The sequence below is a fragment of the Paraburkholderia sp. EG286B genome, from assembly GCF_040965655.1.
Classification (GTDB): domain Bacteria; phylum Pseudomonadota; class Gammaproteobacteria; order Burkholderiales; family Burkholderiaceae; genus Paraburkholderia.
The window spans coordinates 198027-211945 of the sequence record NZ_JBFRCF010000002.1 but is presented as its reverse complement, the minus strand read 5'-3'; the positions used below and the strand labels follow the sequence as shown (position 1 = coordinate 211945).

The following is a 13919-nucleotide window of genomic DNA, read 5'->3' as shown; positions in this document are numbered from 1 at the left end:
TAACGTACAACGGCGGAACCTCCATGGGTGATTCTTCTTCACGTCAGGCAACGCTTGCGCAAAACGGCAGCGGCGTGCCGCGCCTCGCGCTTGCCGGCATCACGAAGCAGTACCCGGCGGTGCGCGCGAACGACGACGTCACGCTCTCGGTCGCGCCCGGCGAAATCCACGCCTTGCTCGGCGAGAACGGCGCGGGCAAGAGCACGCTCATGAAGATCGTCTACGGCGCGGTGCGGCCCGACGCGGGCGAGATCCGCTGGGAAGGCCAGGCCGTCGAAATCGCGAGTCCGGCCGCGGCGCGCAAGCTCGGCATCGGCATGGTGTTCCAGCATTTTTCGTTGTTCGAAACGCTTACCGTCGGCGAAAACATCGCGCTCTCGCTCGACGAACCGTTCGACCTGAAAACGCTCGGCAAACGCATTCGCGAGGTGTCGGCGCAATACGGCCTCGACGTCGATCCGCAGCGCCATGTGCATAGCCTCACGGTGGGCGAGCGTCAGCGCGTGGAGATCGTGCGCTGCCTGCTGCAGAATCCGCGTCTGCTAATCATGGACGAACCGACTTCGGTGCTCACGCCGCAAGCGGTGCGCAAGCTGTTCGGCACGCTGCGGCGTCTCGCTTCCGAAGGCTGCAGCATTCTCTATATCAGCCACAAGCTCGACGAAATCCAGGAGCTTTGCGACACGGCCACCGTGCTGCGCGGCGGCAAGGTCACGGGCCGCGTCATTCCGCGCGAAGAAACGCATGCGTCGCTCGCGCGGCTGATGGTCGGGCGCGAGCTGCCCGACTACACGCGGCGCGCGCACGCGCCCGGCGACGTGCTGCTCGAAGCGCAGCATCTGTCGATGCCGAGCGACGATCCGTTCGGCACCTCGCTCAACGACGTATCGTTCAGCGTGCATGCGGGCGAGATACTCGGCATCGCCGGCGTCTCGGGCAACGGCCAGGCGGAACTGCTCGCCGCGCTCTCGGGCGAGGCGCAAGCGGCCCGTCATGGAGTGAGCGCCGATGCCGTCAGGATTTGCGGCAAGCCCGCAGGACGCCTTTCTGCTGGCGCGCGCCGCAAGCTCGGCTTCGCGTTCGTGCCGGAGGAGCGGCTGGGGCGCGGCGCGGTCCCGGCCATGTCGCTTGCCGAGAACGCCTTGCTCACGGCACACCGCGAAGGCATGGTGCGCTCGGGCTGGCTGAAGACCGGCGCAATGCGCGCGTTCGCCGAGCGCTGCATCGGCGCGTTCGATGTGCGCTGCGGCGGGCCGGATGCGCTCGCGCAAAGCCTCTCGGGCGGCAATCTGCAGAAGTACATCGTGGGGCGCGAGATTCTCCAGGCGCCGAAGGTGCTCGTGGTCGCGCAGCCCACCTGGGGCGTGGACGTGGGCGCGGCCGCATTCATCCGTCAGCAGTTGCTCGATCTTTCGGCGCGCGGCGTGGCGATACTCGTGATCTCGGAAGAACTGGAAGAGCTTTTCGACATCTGCGACCGCATTGCCGTGCTCGCGGGCGGACGCCTTTCGCCCGCGCGTTTGACGGGCGAGACGAACGCCGAGGAAATCGGCCGCTGGATGGCGGGGCTCTTCGGCGAGCGCGCGGATCGCGGCGACGGCGGCGGCCGGCCCGACGGCGAGCCGCCCGCGCAGACCGTCGCGAACGCATGACCGGCGACACATAACAACACGCATAAGCACATCGACCACCCGAGTCCGACCAACGACTTCACGACCATGATCTTCCCGTACCGACTCGAAGCCCGCACGACGCCGTCGCGCACGGTGCGCATCGCCGTGCCGCTCATCGCGGCGCTGCTCACGCTCGCCATCGGCTTCCTGATCTTCGGCCTCGTGGGCCGCGATCCCTTGCAGGCGATGCACGCGTTCTTCATCGAACCGCTGTCGAGCGTCAACGGCTGGTCCGAGCTTTTGCTCAAGGCCTCGCCGCTTTGCCTGATCGCGCTCGGTCTCGCGGCGGGATATCGCGCCAACGTGTGGAACATCGGCGCGGAAGGGCAAATGGTGCTGGGCGGCATCGCGGCGAGCGGCGTGGCGATCTATTTCGATCAATCCACCGGCTGGTGGATCCTCTTCCTGATGATGTTCGCGGGCGTGCTGGGCGGCATGGCGTGGGCGGCGATTCCCGCGTGGCTCAAGAGCCGCTTCAATACCAACGAGATCCTCACGAGCCTGATGCTCACCTATGTCGCCACGCAGTTGCTGATCTGGCTCGTGAGCGGTCCGTGGCGCGACCCGCAGGGCATGAACTTTCCGCTCTCCGAAATGTTCAGCGGCGACGCGCTCTATCCGACCTTCGGCGGCGACTGGCGCATCCACTGGCTGCGCGGCACGCGTTTGAACGCATCGATCTTCCTGACGCTCGCGGCCATTCCGCTCGTCTGGCTCTTCATGCGCCGCAGCTTCGCGGGCTATCGCATGAGCGTGGGCGGTCTCGCGCCGCTCGCCGCGCGCTATGCGGGCTTCTCCGAGAAGAAGACGATCTGGACCTCGCTGCTGCTTTCCGGCGGCCTCGCCGGCCTCGCGGGCATGGGCGAGATTGCCGGTCCCATCGGTCAGCTGCAGGCGACCTGGTCGCCGGGCTACGGCTTCACGGCGATCATCGTCGTGTTCGTGGGGCGTCTGCATCCGGTCGGCATCGTGCTCGCGAGCCTCTTGATGGCGCTGCTCTACCTGGGCGGCGAAGCCGTGCAGACATCGCTGCAATTGCCGCAGGCGCTGTCCGGCGTGTTCCAGGGGCTGCTGCTGTTCTGCCTGCTCGGCGCGGACCTCTTCGTGAACTATCGCGTGCGCCGCCGTCATCCGGTCGCGGTTGCGAACTGACCAGCGCAATCCAGAGAACAATCAAACGGGCCACACGACATGGATATCCAGCAAGCCAGCTCGCTCGCCTCGAGCGCCGTCACCGCCGCTATTCCGCTGATGTTCGCGGGCGTGGGCGAACTCGTCACCGAGAAGTCGGGCGTGCTCAACCTCGGCGTGGAAGGCATGATGCTGATGGGCGCCGTCACGGGCTATGCGGTCACGACCATTACCGGCAGCCCATGGCTCGGCCTCGTGGCGGGCATGGCCGCCGGCATCGTGATGTCGTTGCTGTTCGGCTATCTCGTGCTCACCATGCTCGCCAACCAGGTCGCCACGGGCCTCTCGCTCACAATCTTCGGTGTTGGGCTCTCGGCGTATGTGGGCAAGCCGTACACCTCGGCCGCCACCTCGGCGACCATCGCGACCTGGCCGATTCCGGGGCTGTCGCAACTGCCCGTGGTCGGGCAGGCGTTCTTCAGCCTCACGCCTGTCGACTACCTCGCGTTCATCATGTTCGTCGTAGTCGGCTGGTTCCTCTATCGCACGCGCGCCGGGCTCGTGCTGCGCTCGGTCGGCGAGTCGCCGCAGGTCGCGCATTCGGTGGGCTTTCCCGTGATCGGCGTGCGCTATGGCGCGACGGCCTTCGGCGGCGCGATGGCGGGCCTCGCGGGCAGCTACTACTCGGTGGTGCAGTTGCACTTGTGGCAGGAGCAGATCACGGCAGGGCGCGGCTGGATCGCGCTCGCACTCGTCGTGTTCGCGACGTGGCGCCCGGGCCGCCTCCTGATCGGCGCGCTGCTCTTCGGCGCGGTTACGGGCGCGCAGTTCTATGCGCAGGCCGTTGGCGTGCCGGTGCCCACGCAGTTCCTCGCCATGCTGCCGTACGTCGCGACAATCGTCGTGCTCGTACTCATTTCGCGCAACCCGAACACGATCCGCCTGAACGCGCCGGCTTCGCTCGGCAAGCCGTTCTTTGGGGCCGCCTAGGTGGGGCCGCCCAGGCAGCGCCATTTATCCGGAATGCTAACCAACACGCCTTGAACGCTCGCAGTTCCCCATTCACGACAGGAGATCCACGATGAAAAAAACCATCCTGACCGCTTTCGCCGTCGCCGCCACGTGCGGCACGGCGGCCCTCGCGCCCGCGGCCCACGCCGCCGACGCGCCGGGCGTCGCGTTCGTCTATCTCGGCAATCCGGGCGATGCCGGCTGGACCTTCGCGCACGATCAGGGCTCGAAGGTCGCCGAGCAGAAGTTCGGCAACAAGATCAAGATCACGCGCGTGGAAAACGTGCCGGAATCGGCCGACTCGGAGCGCGTGTTCCGCGATCTCGCGAACAAGGGCAACAAGATCATCTTCGGCACGAGCTTCGGTTATCAGGACTTCCAGCTCAAGGTGGCGAAGGATTTCCCGGACACCGTGTTCCTGCACGCGACGGGCTACAAGAAGGGGCCGAACTTCGGAACCTATGACGTGCGCATGTATCAGGGCGCGTATCTCGCGGGTGTCGCCGCGGGTTACGCGACGAAGACCAACACGCTCGGTTTCGTCGCCTCTGTACCGATTCCCGAGGTCGTGCGCAACATCAACGCGTACACGCTCGGCGCGCGCTCGGTGAATCCGAAGGTGCACACCAAAGTCATCTGGATCAACAGCTGGTTCGATCCGGGCAAGGAGAAGCAGGCCGCCGAAACGCTGATCGGCCAGGGCGCCGACGTGCTGCTGCAAAACACCGATTCGAGCGCCACACTCGCCACCGCCGAAGAGAAGAAGGTCCACGCGTTCGGCTGGGATTCGAACATGAAGAAGTTCGGCCCGCACGCGCACCTGGGCTCGGTCGAGGCGAACTGGGGCGTGTACTACGTCGCGGCGATCCAGCAGGTACTCGATGGCAAGTGGAAGAACGACCCCGTGTGGTGGGGCATTCCGCAAAAGGCCGTCGATCTCGGCGACGTCAACACGTCCGAGCTTTCGGCCGACGCGCAAAAGGCCGTCGCCGCGAAGCGCGAACAGATCGCGAGCGGCAAGTGGGACGTCTTCACGGGCCCGATCAAGGATCAGACGGGCGCGGTCAAGATTCCGGCCGGCAAGACGCTGACCGACCCGGAGCTGCAACGCCTGAACTGGTACGTCGAGGGCGTGGACGGCTCGCTGCCGAAGTAGGCATGAACCGGGCGCTCGCGCCGACTTATACGGCGCGGGGGCGCGTGCATTCTCGTACGATTCCGACGTGCGTACGTGAAACGGCTGCGTGTAGCGCTGAGAGGCGCGCGCAGCCGTTTGACTTTCTGGCAGTGCAACGCAGCGCCGCGTCAGTCGTCGATGCGTATGCCGACCTTGATCGTGACCTGCCAGTGCGAGACCTGATCGTTTTCGATCAGGCCGCGCGTTTCCACGACCTCGAACCAGTGCAGGAAACGCAGCGTCTTCGATGCCCGCGCGATGGCGCAACGAATGGCGTCGTCGCTGGACACCTTGGATGAGCCGGTAAGTTCGATCTGCTTGTAAACGTGGTCGTTCATGGCAGTGTCTCCTCGTGGGTCGCGCAGCGTCGGCGCGTCAATCGAGTATAGGTAACGGACCGGGGCGCAAGGGCAAAGATGAGAGAAGCCCGGCGCCAGTTATCATGGCGCCTCGTGCGAAAACGAGCATTCAACGTGCCCGTTTTGCGGGCGTGAAAGCGCAACGGCGAACGACAGGAGACGGAGAAAATGGACGGGCAGGTATTGGGTTTTTGTGGACCAGGGCTGATGGGCGCGCCGATGATCCGTCATTTGCTGCGCGCCGGGCACGCCGTGCGCGTGTGGAACCGCTCGCCGGCGAAGGCGCAGGCGCTGATCGCCGACGGCGCGCAAGTGGCCGCGACGCCTGATGAACTGGCCCGCGAGGCCGACGTCGCGCTGCTGTGCGTTGCTGTGCGTTGCCGATGCGGCGGCGGTCGAGCAGGTGGTATTCGGCGAGCACGGGCTTCTGGCCGGAGCGCCCGGCGCGAGCGTGCGCGTGCGCTGCATCGTCGATCATTCGAGCATTCGTCCCGACGCGACACGCAGGCTCGCGGTGCGCGCCGCGGCGTTCGGCGTGGGTTGGGTCGACGCGCCGGTTTCGGGCGGCGTGGCGGGCGCGCACAACGGCACGCTGGCGATCATGGCGGGCGGCGCCACGGCCGACGTCGAGGCCATCAGGCCGATCCTCGGCGCCTACGCGGCGCGCGTGACCCATATGGGTGGCGTGGGTGCGGGTCAGACCACCAAGCTGTGCAATCAGGCCATCGTCACGGCCACGGTGGCCGCGATTGCCGAAGCGGTGAGCCTCGCGCGGCGCAGCGGCATCGACGCGGCCAAACTGCCCGAAGCGCTCGCGGGCGGCTGGGCCGATTCGACGCTGCTGCGCACCTTCGTGCCGCGCATGACGCAAGACGGGCTCGAATCCATCGGCGCGCTCAAGACGTTCCAGAAAGACGTGGACACGATCGCCGCAGCGGCCGAGCAGACCGGCACGCCGATGCCCGTCTCGGGCACGGTCTCCAGCAATTGCTGCGTCTGGCGGCAGCCATGGGCCTCGCGCAGGCCGATTTTTCGGGCTTCATCGACGTGCTGCACACGCCGCGCACCGGCGCAGCCTGAGCTGATCGGGCACGCGCAGGCCGCGCGGGCGATGCGGCCCCGTTGTAACCGGCGTGCATGGCGGCCTTCACATTGCTCACTTCTTGCCGTGTCATGCTGCGCGGAGCAGGACTGTCCGCGCGGCTGGAACTCGCGCGCGAAGTGGCATAACCTGCTAAAATTACAGGTTTTTCGTCGATCTACTTTCCGGGACGCGCTGTGCTCTCTACCGCCAACATCACCATGCAATTCGGGCCGAAGCCCTTGTTCGAGAACATCTCGGTCAAATTCGGCGAAGGCAACCGCTATGGCCTGATCGGCGCGAACGGTTGCGGCAAATCCACGTTCATGAAGATCCTCGGTGGGGATCTCGAGCAGAGTTCGGGCAACGTCATCCTCGAGCCGAACGTGCGTCTGGGCAAGCTGCGCCAGGACCAGTTCGCGTACGAAGACGTGCGCGTACTCGACGTCGTCATGATGGGCCACACCGAAATGTGGGCCGCGATGACCGAGCGCGACGCGATCTACGCGAACCCCGAAGCCACCGACGACGACTACATGCACGCCGCCGAACTCGAAGCGAAGTTCGCCGAGTACGACGGCTACACGGCCGAAGCGCGCGCGGGCGAACTGCTGCTCGGCATCGGCATCGGCACGGAGTTCCACAGCGGCCCGATGAGCGGCGTGGCGCCGGGCTGGAAGCTGCGCGTGCTGCTCGCGCAGGCGCTGTTCTCGAAGCCGGACGTGCTGCTGCTCGACGAACCGACCAACAACCTCGACATCAACTCGATCCGTTGGCTGGAGGATGTTCTGAACGAGTACAACTCGACCATGATCATCATCTCCCACGATCGACACTTCCTGAACCAGGTCTGCACGCACATGGCGGACATGGACTACGGCACGCTGAAGGTCTGGCCGGGCAACTACGACGACTACATGCTGGCGTCGACGCAGGCGCGCGAGCGTCAGCAGGCCGCGAACCAGAAGGCGAAGGAGCGCGTGGCCGACCTGCAGGACTTCGTGCGCCGCTTCTCGGCGAACAAGTCGAAGGCACGCCAGGCCACCAGCCGCCTGAAGATGATCGACAAGATCAAGATCGAGGACTTCAAGCCCTCGTCACGTCAGAACCCGTTCATCCGCTTCGAGTTCGAGAAGAAGCTGCACAACATCGTCGTGGTCGCGGAAGAGATCACGAAGACGTACGAGCGCCGCATCTTCAACAAGCTCAGCATCAGCGTGCAGCCGGGCGAGCGCATCGCGATCATCGGCGAGAACGGCGCGGGCAAGACCACGCTGCTGCGCTCGCTGCTCGGCAACCTGGCCGTCGATAACGGCTCGGTGAAGTGGGCGGAGAACGCGAACGTGGGCTACATGCCGCAGGACACGTACGAAGAGTTCCCGGCCGACGTCACGCTGATGGACTGGATCGACCAGTACCGCCAGGAGGGCGATGACGAGCAGTCGGTGCGCGGCACGCTGGGGCGTCTGCTCTTCAATGCGGACGACATCAAGAAGTCGGTCAAGGTGCTGTCGGGCGGCGAGAAGGGCCGCATGATCTGGGGCAAGCTGATGCTCGGCCGCCACAACGTGCTGCTCATGGACGAGCCCACGAACCACATGGACATGGAGTCGATCGAGTCGCTGCAGATCGCGCTCGAAAAGTTCGAAGGCACGCTCGTTTTCGTGTCGCACGACCGCGAGTTCGTGAACGGTCTGGCCAACCGCATCATCGAGGTGAAAACCGATGGCACGGTCAAGGACTACAGCGGCAACTACGAGGACTTCCTGGCGAGCCAGGGGCTCCAGTGAGTTTCGATCGCTGATCGAAGCATGAAATGAAAACGGGCGGCGCGTGAGCGTCGCCCGTTTTGTTTTTGGCCGCTGCAGCTTCGCTTTACGTTTGCGTCAACCACGCTAGAATGCGGAATCGCCGCGGCGCAACGCGCCGCGAATACGCGTGGACAAGACACACAGAGCTTTGCATGGGATGGCAGTTAAGCGCCGAAGCGCAAACTGCCATCCACAGACAGGAGACAAGTAGATGAACGACTACACGCAGTTCTACATCAATGGCCAATGGGTCGCGCCGCACGGCAAAGGGACGATCGATGTATTCGATTCGGGCACCGAAGCCGTGATGGGCCGCATCCCCGAGGGCGTCGAAGCGGACGCCGAAGCCGCCGTCGCCGCCGCGCGCGCCGCCTTCGACGGCTGGGCCGCGACGCCCGCCGCGGAGCGTGGGGCGTATCTGCAGAAAATCGCCGACAACCTCAAGGCCCGCACCGACGAACTCGCGCAGCTGATCGCAGGCGAAGTCGGCATGCCGCTCAAGCTCGCGCGCGCCATTCAGGTGGGCGGCCCGGTCTACAACTGGGGCGCTTACGCGCAGCTCGCCAGCGAGTTCCAGTACGAGGAGCGCGTGGGCAACTCGCTCGTCGTGCGCGAACCGGTGGGCGTCGTCGCGGCCATCACGCCGTGGAACTATCCGCTCAACCAGATCACGCTCAAAGTCGCCGCCGCGCTCGCCGCCGGCTGCACCGTCGTGCTCAAGCCTTCCGAGGTCGCGCCGCTGAACGCATTCGTGCTCGCCGAGGCTATCCACGACGCCGGCCTGCCCGCGGGCGTGTTCAATCTCGTGACGGGCTACGGTCCCGTGGTGGGCGAGCTGCTCGCGCGGCATCCGGACGTCGACATGGTGTCGTTTACCGGCTCGACGCGCGCGGGCAAGCGCGTGTCCGAAGTGGCGTCAGCCACGGTCAAGCGCGTCGCGCTGGAGCTGGGCGGCAAGTCGGCCGCCGTCGTGCTCGACGACGCCGACTTCGCGGCCGCCGTGAAAGGCACGGTGGGCGCGTGCTTCCTCAACTCGGGGCAGACCTGCTCGGCCCACACGCGCATGATCGTGCCGGAGTCGCGCTACGAAGAAGCGCGCGACCTCGCGAAGCAGGCCGCGGAGGCGTTCAGGGTCGGCGATCCGCGCGACGAGAAAGCGAAGCTCGGCCCGCTCGCCTCGAAAGTGCAGCAGGAGCGCGTGCTGCACTACATCGAGCGCGGCATGGCCGACGGCGCCGAGCTCGTGACGGGCGGCCCCGGCATGCCGGAAGGTGTGACGCAGGGCTTCTTCGTGAAACCGACCGTGTTCGGCCGCGTGCCGCGCGACGCGGCCATCGCGCAGGAAGAGATCTTCGGCCCGGTGCTGACGATCCTCACGGCGAAGGACGAAGACGACGCCGTGGCGATCGCCAACGATTCGCTCTATGGCCTCGGCGGCGCGGTCTGGGCCGGCAGCGACGAGCGCGCGATGCGCGTGGCGCGCCGCATCCGTACGGGTCAGATCGACATCAACGGCGGCGCCTGGAACATGGCCGCGCCCTTCGGCGGCTTCAAGCAGTCGGGACACGGCCGCGAAAACGGCGCATACGGCCTTGAGGAGTACCTGGAATACAAGTCGATGCAGTTCAAGGTGCCGAAGGGCTGATGAGGCATCTCGTCGCGCGCTATCGCAAATCTTTTAATGCGACGTGTTGATGCAAATCATAAACGCGGGTTTCTTTACAGAAGTCCGCGTTTTTGTTTGATGCACGTCAATGTCTTATGTGGGGTACGCGCGACCATAGGCGCTTTGTCATCGACAGAGCACAACATGTTTCCTGGACACTCCTTCGCTCCGCTCCAGATTCGCGGTCGTCAACTCCTGCCCGTCGTGCAGGGCGGCATGGGTGTCGGCATTTCGGCACACCGGCTGGCTGGCAGTGTGGCGCGTGAAGGCGCGCTCGGCACGATCGCGAGCATCGACCTGCGCCATCATCACAGCGATCTCATGGACATGTGCCGCGCGGACCCGCGGCACGAAACGCTCGCGCGCGCCAACCTGATCGCGCTCGGCCGCGAGATCGCGGCGGCACGCAAGCTTGCGGGCGGCAACGGCATGATCGCCGTGAACGTCATGAAGGCGGTGAACGCCCATGCCGACTACGTGCGCACTGCCTGTGAGCACGGCGCCGACGCCATCGTCATGGGCGCCGGCTTGCCGCTCGATCTGCCCGACCTCACGGCGGGCGTGGACATCGCGCTCGTGCCGATCCTGTCCGACGCACGCGGCGTCGCGCTCGTGCTCAAGAAGTGGATGAAGAAGGGCCGCCTGCCCGACGCCATCGTGATCGAGCATCCTGCCTACGCGGGCGGCCACCTCGGCGTGACCGACATCGCCGACATGGGCAACGAGCGCTTCGCCTTCACGCAGATCTTCGAGGAACTCGAAGGCGTCTACGCCACGCTCGGCATTTCGCGGCGCGACGTGCCACTCGTCGTGGCGGGCGGCGTGAACAGCCACGAGGCCGTGCGCAAATGGCTCGAGGCGGGCGCGAACGGTGTACAGGTCGGCACGCCGTTCGCGGTGACCGAGGAGGGCGACGCGCACCCCGAGTTCAAGCGCGTGCTCGCCGACGCGAAGCCTGAAGACATCGTCGAGTTCGTGAGCGTAACGGGCCTCCCCGCACGCGCCGTGAAAACGCCGTGGCTCGAACGTTACTTGCGCAACGAGTCACGCATTCGCACCAAGATCGGCTCGCTGAAGCTTGCTTGCCCAACCGGTCTCGAATGTCTTTCGGCCTGCGGGCTGCGCGACGGCATCGAGAAGTTTGGCCACTTCTGCATCGACACGCGCCTCGCTGCGGCGTTGCGTGGCGACGTTGCAAACGGCCTGTTTTTCCGCGGCCGTGAAGCGTTGCCGTTCGGCAATGCGATCCGCAGTGTCCGCGACCTGCTGGAGTTGCTGCTGACCGGCGTTGCGCGACCCGCGGTCGCACAACGCGCAGCGTTCGCACTGGCTTGATACGTATCAAAACGGCGCGAGACCCCGTCTCTGACAATTTGTAGGCCTTCAAGGCTAGACCTACAGACACGGGGATTAACGATGTATAAAGCAATTAGAAAGGCAGCAGCAACTGCCGCGCTCACCATGGGCGCGGCCTTCCTCGCAGTGCCGGCCAGCGCGGCCGGTTCTCCCGACTCGGGCATTTACGCAGGCGACTGGCTGGTGCGCTTGCGCGCGATCGAAATCGCACCCGACGCGCGCGGCAGCGGTACGCTCGGTGCGCTTGGTGCCGACGTGAACAACGCCATCGTGCCCGAGCTCGACTTCACCTACATGGCGACCAACAACATCGGCGTCGAGCTGATTCTCGGCACGTCGCGCAACCAGGTGACGTCGAATATCGGTGCACTCGGCGGCGTGGGCGTGCTTCCGCCTACGCTGCTGCTGCAGTATCACTTCAACAACGCGGGCAGGGTGCGGCCGTACGTGGGCGCGGGTATCAACTACACGCTGTTCTACAACAACGGTCTGCACGCAGGCGGCCAGTCGGTTTCGATCGACAATCACAGCTGGGGTCCGGCGCTGCAGTTCGGTATCGACTTCCAGGTGACGAAGCGCATCTTCGTGAACGCGGATATCAAGAAGATCTGGATGCACACGGATGCGTCGCTGGCCGGCACGTCGCTCGGCACGTTGCATATCGATCCGCTCGTGGTGGGTCTGGGCGTCGGCATGAAGTTCTGATCGATCGCCTGACCACCGCTTCTTCTAACGCCGGCTTGACCGGCGTTTTTTATGCGCGTTCAGGCGCGGTCCTTCTGGAAGCGCATGGCGGTGCCGTCGCGCTCGATGCGCTCCCACACGGCGCGCTTTTCTTCATCGCTCAGAAAAACCCAGTTGGAGACTTCCACGGCGGTGCGTCCGCAGCCTTTGCAGACGTCGTCGAAGAGTGTCGAGCACACACCGATGCACGGGCTGTCGGGGAGGTCGTGGAGATTGGATGCCATTGAAGAGCCTTGGGGCGTGGCCGGGCGTCGCGCGCGCCGGCTTCGGTACGAAACGACGCTATGTTAACCGATACGGCGCGGGGCGGCCGCCTGCACCTCCCGGCGAGCCGTGGCGACGCGCGATGCGCGATGAATCGGCCGGGCCGCTGCAAGGCGATAGCAAGGTGGAGGGCGGTGCCGCGCCCCGCCAGTAGCCGGGCGTCGCGCGCATGCGCCATCGAAGCGGTTTTTTGTGGACACGGCCCGTGAAACGGCTAAAATTGCGCGCGATTTACCGTCCGCGCGCGGCTTGCCGTGTTTCCACGGCCCATGTTCCGTTTGCGCGACACGCCCGCGTTTTATTTCTTGCCGGGCGGGTTTGATGGTAGGTTCTGGGAAAGTCAGGGGAGCCGTGCACAAGCGACACGAAGCACGGCACGAAGCGAGGCAGGCGGCCGGCCGGAGCCGGTCAGGATCGGAGAACGGGATGAAGAAAGGGGTTGTGGCGCAACTGGCCGCGCTCGCACTGTGCGCGGCGCCGTGGATGACGTCGGTGGCGAAGGACACGCAGCTGAACGTGTACAACTGGTCCGATTACATCGCCAAGGACACGATTCCGAACTTCACCAAGCAGACCGGCGTTCAGGTCAAGTACGACAACTACGACAGCGACGACACGCTCCAGGCCAAGCTGCTCGCTGGCAATTCGGGCTACGACATCGTCGTGCCGACCAGCAATTACGCGGGCAAGCAGATCGCCGCCGGCATTTTCGCGCCGCTCGACAAGTCGAAGATCCCCAACCTCAAGTACCTCGATCCGCAGCTGATGGCGCTCGTCGCCGGCGCGGATCCGGGCAACAAGTACGCGGTGCCCTGGGCGTACGGCACGACGGGTCTCGCCTATAACGTCACGAAGGCGCAGCAGATCCTGGGCAAGAACGTGCCGCTCGACAACTGGGACATCCTCTTCAAGCCCGAGAACATCTCGAAGCTGAAGGCCTGCGGCGTGTCCGTGCTCGACGCGCCGGACCAGATGTTCGCGGCCGCGCTCCACTACATCGGCAAGGACCCGCTCTCGACGAATCCGGACGACTATCGCGCCGCGCTCGCGATGATGAAGAAGATCCGCCCGTACATCACGCAGTTCAACTCGTCGGGCTACATCAACGACCTCGTGGGCGGCGACATCTGCTTCGCGTACGGCTGGTCGGGCGACGTCGTGATCGCCAAGCACCGCGCCATCGACGCGAAGAAGCCCTACAAGATCGAGTACTACATCCCGAAGGGCGGCGCGCCGATCTGGTTTGACGTGATGACCATCCCGAAGGATGCGCAGCACAAGGAAGCCGCGCACGAGTGGATCAACTATATCGAGACGCCGCAGGTCCACGCAGCGATCACGAACGCGGTCTACTACCCGAGCGCGAACGCGGAAGCGCGCAAGTACGTGGACAAGGACATCGCCAACGACCCGGCCGTGTACCCGCCGCCCGAAGTCCTGAAGACGCTGTTCCTGCTCAAGCCGCTGCCGCCTGAGATCCAGCGCCTGCAGACGCGTCTGTGGACCGAGTTCAAGTCGGGCCGCTGACGCGGTCACAGCCGCGGTTGAAATTCGATCCCGTTTTACCCCGAGCCCTCGGCACGATGCCGGGGGCTTTGTTCGTCAACCCCGTCCAGCATTCACGCAGAAACAGGCAGGGCAGAGAG

General features: G+C 65.2%; 11 protein-coding genes and 1 pseudogene. 10 read left to right on the top strand and 2 right to left on the bottom strand.

The window, feature by feature from the left end; translation table 11 throughout:
* The first annotated feature begins 23 nt into the window (after positions 1–23).
* The 4 genes from AB4Y42_RS04325 to AB4Y42_RS04310 all read left to right on the top strand — a co-directional run bounded on the left by AB4Y42_RS04325 (position 24) and on the right by AB4Y42_RS04310 (position 4971).
* Positions 24–1652, top strand: coding sequence for an ABC transporter ATP-binding protein (locus AB4Y42_RS04325; RefSeq protein ID WP_368693493.1), 1629 nt, complete (start codon positions 24–26; stop codon positions 1650–1652).
* A 66-nt stretch (positions 1653–1718) separates the two neighbouring features.
* Entirely contained in the window at positions 1719–2825 is a 1107-nt protein-coding gene (locus AB4Y42_RS04320) for an ABC transporter permease (RefSeq protein ID WP_368693492.1), read from the top strand.
* A gap of 39 nt (positions 2826–2864) precedes the next feature.
* Entirely contained in the window at positions 2865–3794 is a 930-nt protein-coding gene (locus AB4Y42_RS04315; protein WP_368693491.1) for an ABC transporter permease, read from the top strand.
* Positions 3795–3885: 91 nt separating this feature from the next.
* On the top strand, positions 3886–4971 hold the full coding sequence (locus AB4Y42_RS04310; RefSeq protein ID WP_368686097.1) for a BMP family ABC transporter substrate-binding protein: 1086 nt from the start codon (positions 3886–3888) through the stop codon (positions 4969–4971).
* A 149-nt stretch (positions 4972–5120) separates the two neighbouring features.
* Here AB4Y42_RS04310 and AB4Y42_RS04305 read toward each other — a convergent pair whose 3' ends face one another.
* A complete protein-coding gene (locus tag AB4Y42_RS04305) occupies positions 5121–5330 on the bottom strand; it encodes a dodecin (protein ID WP_133186728.1) in 210 nt (69 codons plus the stop codon).
* A gap of 189 nt (positions 5331–5519) precedes the next feature.
* Between AB4Y42_RS04305 and AB4Y42_RS04300 the strand changes: the two are divergent.
* From AB4Y42_RS04300 to AB4Y42_RS04280, 5 genes and pseudogenes are all read left to right on the top strand, one after another.
* Positions 5520–6431 (top strand): annotated as a pseudogene (locus tag AB4Y42_RS04300) (NAD(P)-dependent oxidoreductase).
* Positions 6432–6629: 198 nt separating this feature from the next.
* Positions 6630–8222, top strand: a complete 1593-nt coding sequence (locus AB4Y42_RS04295; protein ID WP_368693490.1) for an ABC-F family ATPase — start codon at positions 6630–6632, stop codon at positions 8220–8222.
* A 232-nt stretch (positions 8223–8454) separates the two neighbouring features.
* Positions 8455–9888 carry an aldehyde dehydrogenase family protein gene (locus AB4Y42_RS04290; RefSeq protein WP_368686094.1) on the top strand — a complete coding sequence of 478 codons (1434 nt, stop codon included), beginning with the start codon at positions 8455–8457 and terminating at the stop codon, positions 9886–9888.
* Positions 9889–10053: 165 nt separating this feature from the next.
* Positions 10054–11244, top strand: a complete 1191-nt coding sequence (locus AB4Y42_RS04285) for an NAD(P)H-dependent flavin oxidoreductase (RefSeq protein ID WP_368693489.1) — start codon at positions 10054–10056, stop codon at positions 11242–11244.
* A gap of 126 nt (positions 11245–11370) precedes the next feature.
* Entirely contained in the window at positions 11371–11970 is a 600-nt protein-coding gene (locus AB4Y42_RS04280; RefSeq protein ID WP_368693655.1) for an OmpW family protein, read from the top strand.
* A 59-nt stretch (positions 11971–12029) separates the two neighbouring features.
* On the opposite strand, the gene AB4Y42_RS04275 is transcribed toward AB4Y42_RS04280, so the two are convergent.
* Positions 12030–12233, bottom strand: a complete 204-nt coding sequence (locus AB4Y42_RS04275) for a DUF1289 domain-containing protein (protein ID WP_069265662.1) — start codon at positions 12231–12233, stop codon at positions 12030–12032.
* A gap of 466 nt (positions 12234–12699) precedes the next feature.
* Between AB4Y42_RS04275 and AB4Y42_RS04270 the strand changes: the two genes are divergently transcribed.
* Positions 12700–13800 (top strand): polyamine ABC transporter substrate-binding protein, encoded by a 1101-nt coding sequence (locus tag AB4Y42_RS04270; RefSeq protein WP_133186742.1) that lies wholly within the window; start codon positions 12700–12702, stop codon positions 13798–13800.
* The last annotated feature ends 119 nt before the right edge of the window (positions 13801–13919 follow it).